Source organism: Ruegeria sp. (assembly GCF_040830605.1).
Classification (GTDB): Bacteria; Pseudomonadota; Alphaproteobacteria; order Rhodobacterales; family Rhodobacteraceae; genus Ruegeria.
On sequence record NZ_JBFOMD010000013.1, the window covers coordinates 154,212 to 173,066 of the forward strand.

Annotated in this window: 20 protein-coding genes; 15 read left to right on the forward strand and 5 right to left on the reverse strand. The window is 60.5% G+C overall.

The genetic code is table 11. The annotated features are described in order from the left end of the window. Positions 1 to 63: 63 nt before the first annotated feature. Together AB3N21_RS18450 and AB3N21_RS18455 are read right to left on the reverse strand one after the other, a co-directional pair. On the reverse strand, positions 64 to 303 hold the full coding sequence (locus tag AB3N21_RS18450; protein WP_367936595.1) for a DUF6868 family protein: 240 nt from the start codon (positions 301 to 303) through the stop codon (positions 64 to 66). Between the two features lie 111 nt (positions 304 to 414). After that, positions 415 to 1,152 carry an N-formylglutamate amidohydrolase gene (locus AB3N21_RS18455; RefSeq protein WP_367936596.1) on the reverse strand — a complete coding sequence of 246 codons (738 nt, stop codon included), beginning with the start codon at positions 1,150 to 1,152 and terminating at the stop codon, positions 415 to 417. A gap of 117 nt (positions 1,153 to 1,269) precedes the next feature. Between AB3N21_RS18455 and pyk the strand changes: the two genes are divergently transcribed. Then, positions 1,270 to 2,715: a pyruvate kinase gene (gene pyk / locus AB3N21_RS18460; RefSeq protein ID WP_367936597.1), complete on the forward strand. Its 1,446-nt coding sequence runs from the start codon at positions 1,270 to 1,272 to the stop codon at positions 2,713 to 2,715. Between the two features lie 14 nt (positions 2,716 to 2,729). Here pyk and AB3N21_RS18465 read toward each other — a convergent pair whose 3' ends face one another. Beyond that, entirely contained in the window at positions 2,730 to 3,203 is a 474-nt protein-coding gene (locus AB3N21_RS18465) for an Lrp/AsnC family transcriptional regulator (protein WP_367936661.1), read from the reverse strand. Positions 3,204 to 3,390: 187 nt separating this feature from the next. Here AB3N21_RS18465 and AB3N21_RS18470 point away from each other — a divergent pair, with 187 nt between their 5' ends. From AB3N21_RS18470 to pheT, 10 genes are all read left to right on the forward strand, one after another. Continuing rightward, positions 3,391 to 3,828, forward strand: a complete 438-nt coding sequence (locus tag AB3N21_RS18470; RefSeq protein WP_367936598.1) for a universal stress protein — start codon at positions 3,391 to 3,393, stop codon at positions 3,826 to 3,828. Positions 3,829 to 3,838: 10 nt separating this feature from the next. Further along, the gene (locus AB3N21_RS18475; protein WP_367936599.1) at positions 3,839 to 5,392 is read left to right on the forward strand and encodes an alanine/glycine:cation symporter family protein; all 1,554 of its coding nucleotides are present in this window, start codon (positions 3,839 to 3,841) and stop codon (positions 5,390 to 5,392) included. Between the two features lie 184 nt (positions 5,393 to 5,576). Then, positions 5,577 to 5,777 carry a 50S ribosomal protein L35 gene (rpmI, locus tag AB3N21_RS18480; protein ID WP_039523697.1) on the forward strand — a complete coding sequence of 67 codons (201 nt, stop codon included), beginning with the start codon at positions 5,577 to 5,579 and terminating at the stop codon, positions 5,775 to 5,777. 15 nt (positions 5,778 to 5,792) lie between these two features. Beyond that, the gene (rplT, locus tag AB3N21_RS18485) at positions 5,793 to 6,158 is read left to right on the forward strand and encodes a 50S ribosomal protein L20 (protein ID WP_170497924.1); all 366 of its coding nucleotides are present in this window, start codon (positions 5,793 to 5,795) and stop codon (positions 6,156 to 6,158) included. 195 nt (positions 6,159 to 6,353) lie between these two features. Further along, a complete protein-coding gene (locus tag AB3N21_RS18490) occupies positions 6,354 to 7,232 on the forward strand; it encodes a hypothetical protein (protein ID WP_367936600.1) in 879 nt (292 codons plus the stop codon). 10 nt (positions 7,233 to 7,242) lie between these two features. Then, positions 7,243 to 8,277 carry an OmpA family protein gene (locus AB3N21_RS18495; protein ID WP_367936601.1) on the forward strand — a complete coding sequence of 345 codons (1,035 nt, stop codon included), beginning with the start codon at positions 7,243 to 7,245 and terminating at the stop codon, positions 8,275 to 8,277. Positions 8,278 to 8,405: 128 nt separating this feature from the next. Further along, positions 8,406 to 9,479: a phenylalanine--tRNA ligase subunit alpha gene (gene pheS / locus AB3N21_RS18500; protein WP_367936602.1), complete on the forward strand. Its 1,074-nt coding sequence runs from the start codon at positions 8,406 to 8,408 to the stop codon at positions 9,477 to 9,479. Position 9,480: 1 nt separating this feature from the next. After that, positions 9,481 to 9,804, forward strand: coding sequence for a hypothetical protein (locus AB3N21_RS18505; protein ID WP_367936603.1), 324 nt, complete (start codon positions 9,481 to 9,483; stop codon positions 9,802 to 9,804). A gap of 278 nt (positions 9,805 to 10,082) precedes the next feature. Continuing rightward, on the forward strand, positions 10,083 to 10,877 hold the full coding sequence (locus AB3N21_RS18510) for a PHB depolymerase family esterase (RefSeq protein WP_171178126.1): 795 nt from the start codon (positions 10,083 to 10,085) through the stop codon (positions 10,875 to 10,877). 87 nt (positions 10,878 to 10,964) lie between these two features. Further along, positions 10,965 to 13,361: a phenylalanine--tRNA ligase subunit beta gene (gene pheT / locus AB3N21_RS18515; RefSeq protein WP_171178124.1), complete on the forward strand. Its 2,397-nt coding sequence runs from the start codon at positions 10,965 to 10,967 to the stop codon at positions 13,359 to 13,361. A gap of 46 nt (positions 13,362 to 13,407) precedes the next feature. Here pheT and AB3N21_RS18520 read toward each other — a convergent pair whose 3' ends face one another. After that, positions 13,408 to 14,193: a phytanoyl-CoA dioxygenase family protein gene (locus tag AB3N21_RS18520; RefSeq protein ID WP_367936604.1), complete on the reverse strand. Its 786-nt coding sequence runs from the start codon at positions 14,191 to 14,193 to the stop codon at positions 13,408 to 13,410. Between the two features lie 254 nt (positions 14,194 to 14,447). Here AB3N21_RS18520 and AB3N21_RS18525 point away from each other — a divergent pair, with 254 nt between their 5' ends. Both AB3N21_RS18525 and AB3N21_RS18530 read left to right on the forward strand, forming a co-directional pair. After that, entirely contained in the window at positions 14,448 to 14,897 is a 450-nt protein-coding gene (locus tag AB3N21_RS18525; protein ID WP_367936605.1) for a YtoQ family protein, read from the forward strand. 73 nt (positions 14,898 to 14,970) lie between these two features. After that, positions 14,971 to 16,581 (forward strand): GMC family oxidoreductase, encoded by a 1,611-nt coding sequence (locus AB3N21_RS18530; RefSeq protein ID WP_367936606.1) that lies wholly within the window; start codon positions 14,971 to 14,973, stop codon positions 16,579 to 16,581. On the opposite strand, the gene AB3N21_RS18535 is transcribed toward AB3N21_RS18530, so the two are convergent. After that, entirely contained in the window at positions 16,562 to 17,260 is a 699-nt protein-coding gene (locus tag AB3N21_RS18535; RefSeq protein WP_367936607.1) for a glutathione S-transferase family protein, read from the reverse strand. The genes AB3N21_RS18530 and AB3N21_RS18535 overlap by 20 nt on opposite strands. 148 nt (positions 17,261 to 17,408) lie before the next feature. Between AB3N21_RS18535 and mscL the strand changes: the two genes are divergently transcribed. Beyond that, positions 17,409 to 17,837 carry a large conductance mechanosensitive channel protein MscL gene (mscL, locus tag AB3N21_RS18540; protein ID WP_367936608.1) on the forward strand — a complete coding sequence of 143 codons (429 nt, stop codon included), beginning with the start codon at positions 17,409 to 17,411 and terminating at the stop codon, positions 17,835 to 17,837. Between the two features lie 99 nt (positions 17,838 to 17,936). After that, positions 17,937 to 18,743, forward strand: a complete 807-nt coding sequence (locus tag AB3N21_RS18545) for a mechanosensitive ion channel family protein (RefSeq protein ID WP_367936609.1) — start codon at positions 17,937 to 17,939, stop codon at positions 18,741 to 18,743. Positions 18,744 to 18,855: the final 112 nt, after the last annotated feature.

The following is an 18,855-nucleotide window of genomic DNA, read 5'->3' on the forward strand; positions in this document are numbered from 1 at the left end:
GCCCCCGGTTACAACAAAAGAGGGGGCCAACAGGCCCCCCGCGGTGAGCTTCGCAAAACCGGATCAGGCCAGCTTTAGCGCCAGCCAGGGCATCAGGCAGAACACCAGCGTCAGCACCTTGTAGTTGGCGAGGTACTTGAAATACGCCTTGCGCACATCCGCCGGTTCCATCTGGAACATCCGGCCATGAATGCGCACGGCCCAGTCCTGCAGAACCAGCACCATCAGCGTGCTGAAGATCAGCAGGCCAAGGTTCAGCACGGTCATCCATCCGAAGACGGCAGTCAGGGTTTCATGGGTCATCTGCGCCTCCTGATCGTGGAATTTCCTGTTGGGGCTTCCCTACTTATATGGGGTCACACGGGTGCCCTCACAAGAATGTGAGGGCCGAATTCGGGCGCATGTGACCCTGCGTCAGACGCCTGAGTCTTCCAGGGCTGCCTCCAGAATCGGGGCCAACCGTTCGGCCCAGGCGCGCTGACCGGCGTGGTCGGCGATCAGGTCGTTGCGCAATTCGATCAGGGCATTTGGGCGGTTGTGCGCCGTGCCGTGCTTGTCGATGGCGTCGCCGGGCAGATAGCCGGTATAGGGCTCATTCTCGCCCACCGTCAGATCGCCCTCGGCCCTCAGCCGCTCGATGAACGGGCGTGAGAAGCGTTCGTCTTGCGTATAGAGCACTCCGATCTCCCACGGGCGCGGATCGCGGCCCCGCAACTGGCGCGTAAAGGAGTGCATCGACACGATCACCGCATGGGGCAGGGCGGCCATCCGTGCCAGCGCCTCGTGATAGGGGCGGTAACACATGTTCAGCCGTCGCTCGCGCTCGACCGCGTCGGCATGGCGGTTACCGGGAATGATCGAGCCGTCATAGAGCTTCATCAGCAGGGTCGGATCGTCCTCACCCCGGTTGGGATCGATCACCAGACGCGAGAAATTGGCGGCGATCACCGGGGCGTTCAGGATTTCGCCCAGATGTTTCGACACTTCATAGGCGCCGACATCATAGGCGATATGGCGCTCCATATCCTCACGCGGCAGGCCAAGGTCGCCGCCGTTCACTTCGGGCGGTACGGTATTGGTTGCATGATCGCATGTGATCAGCCAGCGGGACGGCCTGTCCTCGCCGTGAATGAAGAACGGAAAATATGTCATCAGCCTGTCATCTTGTTTGCCGCAGGTGTAGGGCAGTTGCCTGCGAAAGGGAATTGCGCGATAAGCGGCCTCAAGCGCTGTTTGCGGTAACATTTGCGAATTGAGGAGATCAGGGACGTGCGACGCCTGAGAAATGTGAAAATCGTGGCGACGCTGGGACCGGCGTCGGAAGACTATGACGTGATCCGCGCGCTGCACGAGGCCGGGGCGGACGTTTTCCGTCTGAACATGAGCCACGGCAGCCATGACGAGATTCGCGAAAAGCACCGCATCATCCGGCAGGTGGAAAAGGATCTGGACAGCACGATTGCGATTCTGGCCGATCTTCAGGGTCCCAAGCTGCGCGTGGGTGTCTTTGCCAATGACGCCGAAGAGCTGGAAGAGGGCGCGGCATTCCGGCTGGATCTGGACGAAGCACCCGGCGATGCCTCGCGCGTCTGCCTGCCGCATCGTGAGATTTTCGAGGCGCTGGAAACCGGTGCGCATCTGCTGGTCAATGACGGCAAGATCCGTCTGCGCGTCGAAAGCTGTGGCGCGGATTTCGCCGATTGTGTGGTGGTGACCGGTGGCACGATTTCGAACCGCAAGGGGGTGAACGTGCCGGACGTTGTGCTGCCCTTGGCGGCGCTGTCGGAAAAGGACCGTTCTGATCTGGAATTCGTATGCCAGCTTGGCGTGGACTGGCTGGCGCTGAGTTTCGTGCAGCGGGCCAAGGACGTGTTCGAGGCGCGCTCGCTCGCCGATGGCCGCGCCGCGATCCTGTCGAAGATCGAGAAACCGGCGGCGGTCGAGGCGTTTGATGAAATCCTCGACGCCTCAGACGGGATCATGGTCGCGCGAGGTGATCTGGGAGTGGAATTGCCGGTCTCGGCGGTGCCGCCGATCCAGAAGCGGCTGGTGCGGCGCTGCCGGGCGGCGGCCAAGCCGGTGATCGTGGCGACCCAGATGCTGGAAAGCATGATCGAAAGCCCGATGCCCACGCGTGCCGAGGTTTCGGACGTGGCCACTGCCATCTATGAAGGAACGGATGCCATCATGCTCAGCGCGGAATCGGCGGCTGGCGGGTATCCGATCGAAGCCGTGCAGACGATGGACAAAGTGGCGACCGAGGTCGAGGCCGATCCGACCTATACCCAGATCATCGCCGCGTCCCGCAGCGCGATGGGCACCACCATCGCCGACGGTATTGTGGCCGCTGCGCGCGAGATCGCGGAAAAGACCGACATCAAGGCAATCTGCTGTTTCACCCAGAGTGGTACTACTGCCCTGCTGACTGCACGTGAGCGACCCGGTGTGCCGATCATCGCCATGACCTCGTTGCAAGGCACCGCGCGCAGGCTATGCCTGAGCTGGGGGTGTAACTGCGTGATGACACCCGAGCTGGAGCGGTTCAAAAGCGCGGTGGTCAGCGCCGCGCGGGCAGCACGCGCCGGAGGGTTTGCCATCGAGACGGATCAGATCGTGGTAACCGCCGGTGTGCCTTTCAATGTGCCGGGCACCACCAACATTCTGCGGATCGCGCCCTGTGACGAGCGCCTGATCTACAACACCGATCCGGGTTGACGCCGAGTGAAACGTTAATAGCTGACGGCCTTCACTCCGACAGGTTCCTTGACGGTCTCCATGACGGTGAAGGAGCTTGTCTGATGAATACCGGGCAGCTTGTTGATCTTCTCTCCGAGCACCATGCGGAAATGCGCGATGTCGCGGGTTCTCACCGTCAGGAGATAGTCGAAAGAGCCTGCAACCATCAGACAGCTTTCGATCTCGGGCACTTTGCGGACGGCCTCGTTGAATTTGTCCAGCGACTGTTCGGCGGTTGCCGCAAGAGACACTTGAACGACAGTCAGATGCGCCAGCCCCAGCCGTTCCTTGTCGACAACCGCGCTGTAGCCGGTGATATAGCCGGTCCGCTCCAGCCGCTTGACCCGTTCCGAGCATGGCGTGTTCGTCAGATTGACGCGCGCGGCGAGCTCGACAATCGGCAGGCGGCCATTGGCCTCAAGCTCCTGCAGGATGCGTTGATCGATCTTATCCAAATCTCTGTCTATCAGCAAAAATCCCTGCATTTATACCAAGAAACGACAGTTATCACTGATAATAGCCCAAAAAAATCTCCATTTCCTAGTGATTTTTCCTGATACTTCCGTGAGGGCAGTCTTCAAGTCGAGTTCCCAAATCTGGCTGCCCTGACGGGGAACTACGTCCCCCGACCAAATGAAAAAACGGAGGAAGGACATGACAGCTAAAATTGTCATAGGACTTGACGGGACAGAAGCCGGCGAACGGGCGATCGCCTTTGCCAAGGATCTGGCAGGACGGATCGACGGCAGTGAATTGCTGGTGGTTTATGTCATCGAGTGGTCCCCATTCACATTCCAGACCCCTGAGGAGAACGCTCAACGGCACAAGCGGAGAGAAGAAGAAATCGAAACGGCGATGTCGCGGGTCGTTACCCCGGCGGTCGAGTCGCTCAAGGCGGCGGGTTTCAGCGCACACGGCGTCGTGCGTCATGGTGACGTGGCCGAAACGCTGAACGCCATAACGGTGGAAAACAACGGGTCGCAGATCGTGGTCGGACGATCCTCGGCAGATGGCTTCACCAAACGCATCTTTGGCAGCGCGACGCAGAATCTGGTCATGCATGCCGATGTTCCGGTCACCGTTGTGAAATAGGAGAGGGACGATGAAACAGACATGCAAATTCGGACTGGCGGGTGCGGCAGCCGCGCTGCTGGCCAGCTCCGCCGCCGCGCAGGAGGCGCCGGGCCTCGACGAGAAAATCAATCAGGCCTTTGCCGATCTGACCGGGCCTTTCGTAAGCTTCATCTTTGCACCGTTCCCAGGCACCGGCTTCCCGTGGATCGTGATGTGGCTGGTGATCGCCGCGTCGGTATTCACGCTCTACTTTGCCTTCGTGCAGATGCGCTTTTTCAGCCACGCTATCAGCCTGGTCAAAGGGGACTACTCCGATCCCAATGACGCGGGCGAAGTCAGCCACTTTCAGGCGCTGGCGACCGCGCTTTCGGGGACGGTCGGCCTTGGTAACATCGCCGGTGTGGCCGTCGCTGTCGGTATCGGTGGACCAGGGGCGACGTTCTGGATGATCCTTGCCGGTCTTTTGGGTATGGCGTCGAAGTTCACCGAATGTACGCTGGGTGTGAAATACCGCAACGAATATGACGACGGCACCGTGTCCGGTGGTCCGATGTATTACATGTCCAAGGGCTTTAACGAGCTGGGCCTGCCGGGCGGTAAAATCCTCGCGGTTCTGTTCTCGATCTTCTGTATCCTGGGTGCCCTTGGTGGCGGCAACATGTTCCAGGCCAACCAGGCCCATCAGCAGATCGCCGGCATTGTCGGTGACTATCCGGGCTGGATCACCGGGCTGGTCTTTGCCGCGGTCGTGTTCCTGGTGATTGTTGGCGGCCTCAAATCCATCGCCCGTGTGACGGAAAAAGTCGTGCCGTTCATGGGCGTGATGTACGTGGTAACGGCCTTGGTCATCATCGGCATGAACGCCGACAAGATCGGCTGGGCCTTCGGTCAGATCTTTGCCGGTGCCTTTACCGGTCTGGGTGTCGCGGGCGGCATGGTCGGTGCGCTGATCCAGGGCTTCAAGCGCGCCGCATTCTCGAACGAGGCGGGTGTTGGCTCGGCGGCCATCGCACACTCGGCCGTGCGGACCAAGGAGCCGATCACCGAAGGGTTTGTGTCGCTGCTTGAGCCGTTCATCGACACGGTCGTGATCTGCACCATGACCGCCTTGGTCATCATCATCACCCAGCAGATGATCATCGACCCGGAAACCGGCAACTATATGCTGAACGAAGCCGGCACGGCGATTGCCACAGTTGACGGCAACTCCGGCGTCAGCCTGACCTCGGCCGCCTTCGGCAGTGCCTTCAGCTGGTTCCCGTATATCCTTGCGATCGCGGTGATCCTGTTTGCCTTCTCGACCATGATCAGCTGGTCCTATTATGGCCTCAAGGCCTGGACCTATCTGTTCGGCGAAGGTCACACCAAGGAACTGGTGTTCAAGATCATCTTCTGCATCTTCGTGGTCATCGGTGCGGCGGCCAACCTTGGCCCGGTCATCGACTTCTCGGATGCTGCGATCTTTGCAATGGCGGTTGTGAACGTCTTCGCGCTCTACTTCCTGATGAAAGTGGTGCGTGAGGAGCTTGCATCCTACGCCTCGCGGCTGAAAAGCGGTGAAATCCGCAAGTTTGCGGGCTAAGTGACAACTCGCCGGGGCGGCCAGATCGCCCCGGTGACCGACCGGCGCTTGAAAAGCGCAGATTCCGGCCAAAACCCCCTTGCCAGTATGACCGAACTTGCGTAAACGGCGCTTCTGATCGCGTGACCGGCCAGTGTGGCATGCCGAGTCGCGTTTCGTACCGAACCTTTGAAAGGAGCCGGAAATGCCCAAGATGAAGACAAAGTCGAGCGCCAAGAAGCGCTTTAAGGTGACCGCGACCGGTAAGGTCATGTCGGCTCAGGCCGGCAAGCGTCACGGCATGATCAAGCGGACCAAAAAATTCATCCGCGACGCCCGTGGCACCACCACCCTGTCCGCCCCCGACGCCAAGATCGTCAAGGGCTACATGCCCTACGACCGCTAAGAGGAGATTTGAGAGATGTCCCGCGTTAAAGGTGGAACCGTAACTCACGCCCGTCACAAGAAGGTCATCAAGGCCGCCAAAGGTTACTATGGCCGCCGCAAGAGCACCTTCAAGGTTGCCCGTCAGGCCGTCGACAAGGCCAACCAGTATGCAACCCGCGACCGCAAGAACCGCAAGCGCAACTTCCGCGCGCTGTGGATCCAGCGTATCAACGCTGCCGTCCGTTCGCACGACGAGGCTCTGACCTATTCCCGCTTCATCAACGGCCTGAACCTGGCCGGCATCGAAGTGGACCGTAAGGTTCTGGCTGATCTGGCCGTGCACGAGCCCGAAGCGTTCGGCGCAATCGTTGCCAAGGCACAGGCCGCTCTGAGCGCCTGACACTCATTCGAGAGACAGTGAATCAAGGGCCGTTCCGAAGGGAGCGGCCTTTTTCGTTTATGCCCTGCACATCTGCACCTCGGCAACGGTATCATGCTCTTTCAAAGTGCTGAGGATTCTGTAGTCTCAGAGGACATTTTCGTGTGAGGCGTTACATTGACACATTCGTATTTTGAATTGGCCCGATCCGGGGAAATGGTCGACCTTCTGGTTTCAGTCTTGGACGTTGACGACCAGACAGCGCCCCATTGGCATGCTCCCTTTCAACCGGGTGGTTTCAAACAACAGGGCCCATCCGATCGAATGCCACTACCGATGGAAGAGGTTGTTGCCGAACGTATCGACAGTTTTACCGCGATGCGTGCGGCGGCAAAAACGGCGACCGCAGGCTTGGAAACCCCGACAAGGCTAGCCGACGAACAGGTGGAGAATGCCGTTGAACATTCTGCCCTGCCAATCAAGTTCGATGATGTCCGGATGACCCTGAAACGACTAGAGTTGAGCGAATTGGGCGGATATCCGGTCTATCGTCCGAAAGATGCCCCGGATTGGGCTCTTCCGATATTTGATGCGACGCACCCTGGGAATCTGGTTTATCTGGGTCGCAAGACGGGCGTTCCCCTGCCACTCCGGGTTGATGGACCGCTAACCGGCGGTCAGGCCAGGGCTGTACTGCAGGCGATTGAAGGTGTGCCCGAGATCGAAATCTGGTCTGATGCGGCAGAGGTAAGACGATCGGTTCTCAGCTTGTTTGGAAGAGATATCGAAGAAGCCGTACTGGCGGCCGCTGCACCACGCAGACCCGCGGGTGGAGCCCACGTGCCGCCCGGTCATGTGGATTTCACGTTGATTACAAACAATCCGAATATCCATGTCGACTATTGGCCTGCCTGGGTAACGCGTCGTAATGATCCATTTGGCAAAACCGGGGCGAATAACAGAGTGTCGCGCGTTATCGTCGAAGGGGTTTACCGCTTTGCAACCATGGATATCAATCCTCCGAGCGGGCAGGAAGAAACCCGTTCACACTCCTGCTACCTAATCAATCCCTATGCGCAACTGATAGATTTTTGAGGGCGTTCGAATGCTGGAACAAGCCGCTGGCGCTTCTGAATACGGTGCGTTCGAAACCGGGTATTTCTATTTATCAGCTTTGGTGCTGACCGTGATCTCGGCCACGCAGCTCATATTTCCGAAGACACAACCGCTTTTTCCCGATGTGCCGCGTCGGCCTCTGATCCTGCGAGTGATCAGTGTGCTGAATATCGCTGCGGTTGGAGCTCTTGTCTGGATGACCAAGAACAACCCGGAAGTCATGCTTGCACTACCCTCACTTTGGCTTTGGATACTGTTGGCTGCTATTGCGGCCATCTTGCTTTATCTGGCCTGCGATGGGCTGATGGTTAAAACTCTGAATGGGGTCGCCAGAACCAAGATCGTTGCCATCGTTGGACCCTGGATGTACCGGGATGTGAAACGACGGTTCAAGGCATCAGGTCAACCAATTGAGAATATTCTGAGTGGGGTTGGATACAATGTTAATGCAGCCTGGCCGAAATGGTCGCAGGCTGTCGGATATGTCTTGCTATTTGTTTTTTTCGCGGTGGCTCAGACCGGAATCGTTTCAAGCCTGTTGTTGATGTCGATGGACCTTGCCGACCCGCCGATCACGGATGTGACTCTGGATCAGGGTGACCAAAGAATCCGGACCATTCCGGCTCAGTTCGTCTTTGAGACTGACAAAAGAACGATTTCCGATCCGGCAGGCGATCAAATGACAGCGGAATTGGCTGAGATCGTTGCATTCGATCCGGTATTGGTTCTGGTCAGAGGACACACTGATTCTGTAGGCGATGACGCATACAATATGAAACTGTCACAGGACCGCGCCTCGGCCGTGGCCGATTGGCTATCCAGACAACCGCAACTTACCGGTGTGGTAATTCGCTCGGAAGGGTTGGGGAGCATGTGCCCGCGATTTGATGAAGGCAGCCGGCATGGGGACGCGTTGGCACTGGCTCAGCAGAACAACCGGCGCGTGGAGTTGATGATGTTTGCCGAAGCAGAGGATATGGATGCTGCCGCAGGCAAGTGTCAGCCCAATCCCGCGGTCCCATGATCTTGGCGCACTGAACCCGACATTGATTGAGGAACGAGCGCGCAGCTCAATGCGGCTGGAGCTCGTTACGCCTTGCTTTCAGCCGTCGCTGTGATAGCAGAGCCCAAGCAGAATTCAGGGCACGGCCGATGGACGATCTTAAGGCGAAATATCTGGGGCAGATTGCGGATGCGGGCGACGAGTCCGCGCTCGAGGCGATCCGCGTGGCCGCTGTGGGCAAAAAGGGTGAGGTCGCGCTGAAAATGCGTGAGCTGGGCAAGATGACGCCCGAGGAACGGCAGGTCGCAGGCCCCGCGCTGAACGCGCTGAAGGATGAGATCAACTCGGCGCTGTCCGCCAAGAAGGCCGCTCTGGCCGACGCCGCGCTGGATGAGCGGCTGCGCACTGAATGGCTGGACGTGACACTGCCCTCGCGCCCGCGCCGTCAGGGCACGCTGCACCCGATCAGCCAGGCCAGCGAAGAGCTGACGGCGATCTTTGCCGAACTGGGTTTTTCGGTCGCCGAAGGCCCGCGGATCGAGACCGACTGGTACAATTTCGACGCGCTCAACATCCCCGGCCACCATCCCGCACGGGCCGAGATGGACACGTTCTACATGCACCGCGCACCGGGCGACAATCGTCCGCCGCATGTGCTGCGCACCCATACCTCGCCGGTGCAGATCCGGTCGATGGAAAAGCAGGGCGCGCCGATCCGGGTGATCTGCCCGGGCGGGGTGTACCGCGCCGACTATGACCAGACCCACACGCCGATGTTCCATCAGGTCGAGGGGCTGGCCATCGACAAGGACATCTCGATGGCGAACCTGAAATGGGTTCTGGAAGAGTTCGTGAAGGCGTTCTTTGAGGTCGATGACGTCGAACTGCGCTTCCGCGCCTCGCATTTCCCGTTCACCGAGCCGTCGGCCGAGGTCGATATCCGCTGCTCGTGGGAGGGCGGTCAGCTCAAGATCGGCGAGGGCGACGACTGGATGGAGATCCTCGGGAGCGGAATGGTGCATCCCAAAGTGATCGAGGCCGGTGGCATCGACCCCGAGGTCTATCAGGGCTTTGCCTTTGGCATCGGCATCGACCGTCTGGCGATGCTGAAGTACGGCATTCCGGATCTGCGGGCGTTCTTTGATTCAGACCTGCGCTGGTTGAGGCACTACGGGTTCGCGGCGCTGGATATGCCGAACCTGCACGGTGGCTTATCGCGGTGAGATGTGGTCCGTTACCTTCTATTTAACCAGGTATCTTGAATGGCATCTTGCCCGTGCGGAAAAACTGCCGCGTTGGGTGGGTCACGCAGTCAATGCACTCGTGACGCTCGGATTGGTGCTGGCAATCTACTTCACGCCCAACTGGTTTGTTCTTCTATGTCTGTTTCTTTCAGTCGTCTTCGCTGTGCCGTTTGTCTTTGCTGCACAGCAGGTTTCGCAACGGCGAGAGGAGCAAAGACGAAGGGAACTGGAGCAAATGGAGGGCGCGATCAAAACACGAAAGCTGATTGACAATGGGAGAACATCACGCCGCAGATGGTGGTGATTTGCACTGTTGAAGGTTCCGCGATTGCCGCGAGCAGTGCCCAAGCGCGGAATCAAGGCCGATAGGCCGCCGCGCAATCGCCAGACCGCCCGCACGGGCTGGCGATATGGCTCCAGCAGCCCCACGCTCGACCTTCACACGGATTTGGCTGCCATAAAGTGATCTGCTCCGAGTTCGGATCGCCATCCCGCGGTCTGGCGATTGCGCGGCTTGTCTCCTCTTGGTCACCCACAGATATGTGACGTGACACTTGCCCCCAAGCCTTTAGGCTCCGGCTTATGATCTACCGATTGATTTGCATCTTTCTGCTCACCGCCTCCCCAGCCCTCGCGGTTGATACCTGCCACGGCGATACCGCGTGCCAGCTCGGCGACCGCTCGTATCACATCCTCGAACCCGACGGTTGGGACGGAGAAACCCCGCTGCCGGTGTTGCTGCATTTCCACGGCTGGGCGCGGCAGGGGAACGTCGTGGTGAACCACACGCGCATCGCGGGTGCGACCAGACGGCGGGGCGTACTGCTGGTGGCCCCGAATGGGCGGCATCGAAGCTGGGATTTCTGGACGTCCGAGACCGATGATGTGGAGTTCGCCAACCGGGTGCTGACGGATGTCGCGAAACGCTATCCCGTGGACCCGCAGCGCACTTATGTCTCGGGCTATTCCTACGGCTCGGCCATGGCCTGGCGCTACGCGTGCCAGTCCGGCAACAGCGCCGCGGCCTTGCTCGCCATCGCAGGCACCCTCAGCCAGACCGAGGCCTGTCCCCAAGGCCCCGCCGAGGTTCGCCATGTGCACGGGCTGGATGACACGGTGATGGATTTCCCTTTCGGCCCCGGTGCTGACACCACCTATCCGGTGGCCCTCTGGCGGGAGAAATACGGCTGCGCCGACCCCACGCCCGGCGGTGACTGGCAGGCAAAACCGTTCCTTACCCTCACCCGCACCGAATGGACCGATTGCGCCGCAGGCAAGGTCACTCTGGACGTCCATCCGGGCGGGCATTTCATCCCGCATGGCTGGATCGCGCGGCAGTTGGATGAGCTTTTGGGCCTCACCCCCAGCTATCCGTGACGCCGCTCTGGCCCAAGACTTGCACCTTGGTCCATTCTTTGTCATTGCCTCTGGCAACCGCATGTTTTTGCCAAAAGGCCCCGCGCAATGAAATTCACTCTGTCCTGGTTGAAAGATCACCTTGAAACCGATGCGTCGGTCGAGGAAATCGTCGAGGCGCTCACCGATCTTGGCCTTGAGGTCGAAGAGGTGGTGAACCCCGCCGACCGGTTGAAGGATTTCACCCTCGGCAAGGTCATACATGCCGAGAAGCATCCCGATGCCGACAAGCTGCGCGTCTGCAAGGTGGACACCGATGAGGGTGAGATGCAGATCATCTGCGGCGCTCCCAACGCGCGCGAGGGGATCACTGTCGTGGTCTGCAAGCCGGGCATGTATATTCCCGGCCTCGATATCACCATCGGTGTGGGCAAGATCCGGGGCGTGGACAGCTATGGTATGATGGCCTCCGAACGCGAACTGGAGCTGAGTGACGAGCATGACGGCATCATCGAGCTGCCGTCGGGCGAGGTGGGCGACCGGTTCGTGGACTGGCTGGCCGAGAATGACCCGGCCAAGGTCGATCCGGTGATCGATATCGCGATCACGCCGAACCGCCCTGATGCGCTGGGCGTGGCGGGCATCGCCCGCGATCTGGCGGCGCGCGGTCTGGGGGCGCTCAAGATCCGCGATTACACACCGGTTCCGGGTGAGTACGAAAGCCCGATCAAGGTGACCATCGACGAGGATACGCTGGACGGCTGCCCTCTGTTCACCGGTCGGGTGATCCGGGGGGTGAAAAACGGCCCCAGCCCGCAATGGCTGCAGGATCAGCTCAAGGCCATCGGCCTGCGTCCGATCTCGGCGCTGGTCGATATCACCAACTACATGACCTACGACCACAACCGCCCGCTGCACGTCTTCGACGTGGACAAGGTGGCGGGCCATCTGCGGGTGCATCGCGCGGCGGGTGGCGAGACGCTGACCGCGCTGGATGAGAAGGAATACACCCTGCAGCCCGGCATGATGGCGATTTCGGACGACAATGGGCCGGAGTCCATCGCCGGGATCATGGGCGGTGAGGAAACGGGCTGCACCGGGGAAACCGTGAATGTATTCCTCGAAAGCGCCTATTGGAACCATGTGCAGATCGCGCTGGCGGGCCGGGCGCTCAAGATCAATTCGGATGCGCGGTACCGGTTCGAGCGCGGGGTGGACCCGGAATACACGCTCGAGGGGCTGGAGCACGCGACCCAGATGATCCTCGATATCTGTGGTGGCGAGGCGTCCAAAGTCGTCGTTGCGGGCAAGGTCCCGGATCACTCCCGCGCCTACAAGCTGGATGCCGAACGGGTGCAGTCGCTGGTGGGCATGGACATTCCCGAAAGCGATCAGCGCCAGACCCTGACCCGGCTGGGCTTCCGGCTTGAGGGCAACATGGCGCATGTGCCGAGCTGGCGCCCGGATGTCATGGGTGAAGCCGATCTGGTGGAAGAGGTGGCGCGCGTCGCGTCGCTCACCAAGCTCGAAGGCAAACCGCTGTCGCGTTTGACCGCTGGTATTCCGAAACCGGTGATGACCCCCAAGCAACGTCGTCAGGCGATGGCACGCCGTACCTGTGCCGCGCTGGGCTACAACGAATGCGTGACCTACACCTTCATCGACAAGGCGGCAGCGGCGCTGTTTGGCGGTGGCGACGATGCCACCATGCTGGAGAACCCGATCTCGTCCGAGATGAGCCATATGCGCCCGGCGCTACTGCCCGGCTTGTTGCAGGCCGCCGCCCGCAACCAGGCGCGCGGCTTCATGGATCTGGCGCTGTTCGAGGCCGGGCCTGCCTTCCATGGCGGCGAGCCGGGTGAACAGCACAGCCTGATCTCGGGCCTGCTGGTCGGCCGCACCGGACCCAAGGACGTTCAAGGCGCCTCGCGCCCCGTGGATGTCTATGACGTCAAGGCCGATGCCGAGGCGGTACTGGCCGCCATCAGTGCGCCGGCCAAGGTGCAGATCCTGCGCGGTGCGCGCGAGTGGTGGCATCCGGGCCGCCACGGCAAGATCTGTCTCGGCCCGAAAAAGGTGCTGGGCGTTTTCGGCGAACTACACCCGCGTGTGTTGCAGGCCATGGACATCAAAGGCCCGGCAATGGCGTTCACCATCTGGCCGGACGAGGTGCCGCTGCCGCGCAAATCCGGTGCGACCCGGCAGGCGCTGGAGCTGCGTGATTTGCAGGCGGTCGAGCGTGACTTTGCCTTTGTGGTCGACGCGGAAATCGAGGCGCTGACGCTGGTCAATGCCGCCGCCGGGGCCGACAAGGTGCTGATCGAGGATGTGCGCGTTTTCGACGAATTCATCGGTGGCAGTGTGGGTGAGGGCAAGAAGTCTCTGGCCATCACCGTGCGTTTGCAACCGACCGAGAAGACGCTGAAGGAACAGGATATCGAGGCAGTCAGCGCCCGGATCGTCGAAAAGGTGGCCAAGGCCACTGGCGGCGTTCTGCGCGGCTGAGGCCCGGTTTCCCGAATGGATGGGCCGGATCAACCGGCCCATTTCCTCAGACGTTTCGATAAATGACCGGGAACGTGTCGCTGGCAAAAACCTGACCGGCGGTCATGCCGGGATCGTGCAACCACTCGGTCACACTGTCGCGCGGATTATAGGTCGCGCCATCCACGGCGAAACGGATTGCGTATCCCCGCCGTCTCCGTGTGGAGGTGCGGTTGCCCATTGCCGAGTGCACGATCATCCCGTCAAAGGCCAGCGCGTCGCCCGGGTCCATGTTGTAGTGGGCGATATCATATTTCTCGCGGTCCGCCTCGAAATCCGGCATGTCGATATAGTCCGGATTGTCCTCCTCAAGATAATGCAGAAAGCCGCCCAACTGATCTGTCTTGAAGGGCCGATAATTGGCGCCCCAGGCATGTGAGCCGCGCACGAATTCCAATGCGCCGTTGTCCTCGTCAACCGGGTCCAGCGCGATCCACATTGTCATGATCGGTCCCTTGACCGGCCAGTAGGGCTGATCGGTGTGCCACCCTGTCTGCGTCTTCGTGCCCGGCTCTTTCACGAAGATCTGGTCATAGATCAGCGATGCCCAGCTTGATCCGGCGACCTCGGCCACACGCTGGCCGATGTCGGAGGTCAGGCAAAAATCCTGGAAGGCGCCCGGTTCCTTGCGCATGTTCTTGTAGGCGAAATACCGGTCGCCTTTCTGCACCTCGGCGTCGATGGCTGTGCGCAGTGTTTCCAGCCATTCATCGGTCAGAATGCCCTTCAGATTAACAACCCCATCGGTGCGGTAGTTGGCGCGCACGGTTTCCAGTTCCGGTGTAAGTGTCATGATTTGATCTCCCAACAATTGCTTCGGTCCCGCTATGCGCGGGGCGGTTGTCAATTGTCAGGTCGCCGGAGAGCTGCGGTTGTTGATGATGAAATTCGGCCAGCAGGACCGGGAACTCCAGGTTCCGGTCAAACGGTGCACGAATTGTTGCAGGCGCATCCTCATGGATCGAGATTGCACCCGATTGCCGATTGGAGCAAGAATATCCTGTCTCACCTTGTGGGCAGTACCCATCACAGCAGCAGGACCGCACGATGACCCTTTCCGTTTACCTCTCCGGCGAGATCCACACCGACTGGCGCGAACAGATCGTCGAAGAGGCTGCCGGGCTGGATGTGGCATTCAACAGCCCGGTGACGGATCACGGTGCCTCGGACGATTGCGGCGTATCGATCCTCGGGGCCGAGCCGAACAAATACTGGCATGACCACAAGGGCGCGATGGTGAACGCGATCCGGACCCGCAAGGGGATTGCCGACGCCGACGTCGTCGTGGTCCGCTTCGGCGATAAGTACAAGCAGTGGAACGCCGCCTTTGATGCGGGCTATGCCGCGGCACTCGGCAAGTCGATCATCGTGTTGAACCCGCCCGAGCATCAGCACGCGCTGAAAGAGGTGCACGCCGCCGCGCTGGCCGTCGCCGAAGAGCCGCGTCAGGTGGTGGAAATCTTGCGCTACGTGTTGACCGGTAGCTTGCCGGGCTGAGCGCCGTCACGTCATTCTTGTCTGCTCGCGGGGTGCCTCCTACCGTCACATGGCAGAGCTTGGGGAGACGCTCGTGACGGAATTCGATTATGTGATTGTCGGCGGCGGGTCCGCCGGATGCGTTCTTGCTGCACGGCTCAGCGAGGCGCCGGATGTGTCGGTCTGCCTGATCGAGGCGGGCGGCAGGGGCGAGGATTTCGTGATCCGGGCGCCCGCGATGGTGGCGGCGATGATCTCGGGCCGGCCAAAGATCAACAACTGGGCGTTCCAAACGGTGCCGCAGCCCGGCCTGAACGGGCGCAAGGGTTATCAACCAAGGGGCAAGGCGCTGGGCGGGTCCTCGGCCATCAACGCCATGCTCTATGTGCGTGGACACCCGTCCGACTATGACGGCTGGGCCGATCTGGGCTGCGACGGCTGGGACTGGCAGAGCGTTCTGCCCTATTTCCGCAAGGCCGAGGGCAATATGCGCGGCGCTGACGACCTGCATGGCGGCGACGGTCCGCTGCAGGTTGCGGACCAGTCCGAACCGCGTGCAATCTCCCATGCGTTCGTCGAGGCCTGTGGCCAGCAGCAGATCCGAGCCAATCCGGATTTCAACGGTGCCGAGCAGGAGGGCGCGGGCCTCTATCAGGTCACGCAGTTCCATTCCGGCAAGGCCCGGGGCGAGCGCTGCTCCGCCGCCGCGGCCTATCTGCGCGGCAATCTGAACCGTCCCAACCTGACCGTCCTGACCCGCGCCGCTGCTCAGCGCGTTCTGTTCGACGGCAAACGGGCAGTTGGTGTGGAGCTTCGCCGCAAGGGTCAGCCCGAGCAGGTCCGGGCGCGGCGTGAGGTGATCCTGTCGGGCGGGGCGTTTGGCTCTCCGCAATTGCTGATGCTGTCGGGGATCGGCCCGGTGGACGAGCTTGCCCAACTCAGGATTACGCCGGTTCACGAACTGCCCGGAGTGGGGCAGAACCTGCAGGATCATCTGGATTACGTGACCAGCTATCACTCCAAACGCAAGGATGTGGTCGGGCTGACGCCGGGCGGGTTGTGGGATCTGACCAAGGCCGGGCTGAAATGGCGTAAGGACGGGCGCGGGCTATTTGCGACGCCCTTTGCCGAGGGTGGCGCTTTCGTTAAATCAGACCCGTCCCAGCCGCGCCCCGATCTGCAATTGCATTTCGTTGTCGGGATCGTCGACGATCACATGCGCAAGATCCACTTTCGGCACGGGTTCTCATGCCATGTCTGCGTGCTGCGACCCTTCTCGCGCGGGCATGTCGGCCTAGCCTCGGCCCGCGCCTCGGACGCTCCACGGATCGATCCGGCCTTCCTGAGCGATGCTCGCGATCTGGATCTGCTGAAGACCGGCGCGCGGCAGATGGAGGCGATCCTGCAGACGTCCCCGCTGGAGCCGTGGCGCGGCAAGCGGCTTTATCCTCTGGACGGGAGCGATGCGGCGCTCGAGGCTGATATCCGCGCCCGGGCCGACACGATCTATCACCCGGTCGGCACCTGCAAAATGGGGAATGACGAGATGGCCGTGGTCGACCCGCACGCGCGTGTGTACGGGGTCGAGGGGCTGCGGGTGGTCGATGCTTCGATTATGCCGACACTGGTTGGCGGGAACACAAACGCCCCCACCATCATGATTGCCGAGAAGATCGCCGATGAGATCAGTCGCGCGGCGGCGTAACCAGCCCTGTCTGCACTGCCGGGCGGGCGAGAAATCGGTCGAGATACGCGACCACGTTCTTGTTGTCGTCCCAGCCGACAACCTCTCGGGCCTCGTAGAAATCCAGCCCGCGCAGCCAGGGTGCGATGGCGATGTCGGCGATAGAATACTCCCCAGCGATCCAGTCGCGTCCGGCCAGTTGCCCCTCAAGCACGGCCAGCAGGCGTTTGGCTTCGTTGACGTAGCGCTCGCGCGGGCGCGGGTCGTCGATTTCGGCGCCGGCAAATTTGTAGAAGAATCCAAGCTGCCCGAACATCGGGCCGATGCCGCCCATCTGGAACATCAGCCATTGCGTGATATGCGCCTTGTCGCTGGCGGTCTGGCCGATGAACTTGCCGGTCTTTTCGCCCAGATACAGCAGGATCGCGCCGCTTTCGAACAGGCCGATGGGCGCGCCGTCCGGGCCGTTCGGGTCGATGATCGCGGGGATCTTTTTATTGGGGTTCAGCGACAGGAACTCGGGGCTTTTGACATCCGCATCGGCAAGCGTGACCTTGTGCGCCTCATAAGGCAGCCCGGTTTCCTCGAGCATGATCGAGGCTTTGACACCATTGGGCGTCGGAAAGGAGTAAAGCTGAATGACGGACGGATCGGCGGCAGGCCACCGTTTGGTGATCGGAAAGCTCGAAAGGTCTGGCATGGTGTCTCCTGAAATCGACTGGTTGGGGAAAAATAAGCACGCTTTCCCATAAAACCATTCTCCCGTTCATGCGAATTGCGCACATTGAATCTGCGCTGATGCGGAAACCACTCACCGCATGGCGGTTGGAAATAGGGAGAACAGAGCCATGATAAACGAGTTCAAGGACTTCATTGCCAAGGGCAATGTGATGGATATGGCCGTCGGGATCATCATTGGCGCGGCCTTTACGGCCATCGTGACGTCGCTGGTTGGGGATCTGATCAATCCGATCATCGGTTTGTTCACAGGTGGTGTCGATTTCACCAACAACTATGCCGTTCTGGCGGGCGAGGTGCCTGCAGGTGCGAGCCTTGAGGCCGCGCGCGAGACCGGGGCTTCGGTCTTTGCCTATGGTGCCTTCATCATGGCCATCATCAACTTTCTGATCATCGCATGGGTCGTCTTTATGCTCGTCAAGATGGTCAACCGCGTGAAGGAAGCGGCAGAGAAAGAGGAAGAGCAGGCCGAAGAGACACCGGCAGGGCCCAGCGAGTTGGACATCCTCATGGAAATTCGCGACGCGTTGAAGAAATAACCGCAGTCGTCGAGAATGAGCGGGATCTGCAGCAGTTCGCAGGTCCCTTTTTCTTGGGTGCCGCACCAAGGTTCGTGTGGCGAATGATCAGGATTTGATATGGAACAGGTTGTAGAACTGACAAACGGTGCGTGGCCGCTGTTGTTGAATGCGGGCAAGGCGCTCATTGTCCTTGTGCTGGGGTGGATCGCCGCTGGTGCAATCAGCGGTATGGTTCGTCGGCGGATAAACGCGACGCCTCAGATCGACCCCACGCTGGGCAACTTTGTTGCCAGCCTGGTGAAATGGGTTGTCCTGGCCATGGTCCTGGTGGCCGTGCTGGGCATTTTCGGGATCCAAGCCACAAGTATTGTCGCCATTCTGGGTGCGGCCTCGCTGGCCATCGGTTTGGCTCTGCAGGGTACGCTCAGTGATCTGGCAGCTGGTGTGATGCTGGTGGTGTTTAGGCCCTACAAGCTGGGCCAGTATGTGGATATCGGCGGGACTGCGGGAACGGTGAAGGACCTGAACCTGTTCACCACCGAGCTTGTGACCCCAGACAACGTACAAATCATCGTGCCGAACGGGCAGTCCTGGGGCTCGGTCATCACCAACTATTCCGCCCACGAGACACGGCGTGTGGATCTGGTGTTCGGGATCGACTACGGCGACAGCGCGGACAAGGCGATGGAGATCATCCACAGTGTGACAGGTGCAGACGAACGCGTGTTGACCGATCCCGAGCCTTGGGTGAAGGTCACCAACCTAGGCGACAGCTCGGTCGATCTGACGGCTCGTGTCTGGTGCGCGGCGGACGACTATTGGGATGTGAAGTTCGAACTGACCAAAGCCGTGAAAGAGGCGTTTGACGCCAAGGGTATTTCGATCCCCTATCCGCATTCGGTGGAGATCAAGAAAGAGGCGTGACAAGCGCTCCCGCCCGTCGTTCGGGCATTTTGCAATGCCCTCCTCCCGTTGGGCCCGGCGCCGCGCCTTCAGCGCGGCGCTTGGCCCAACGCTGTAAAGCGCCCTCGACAGA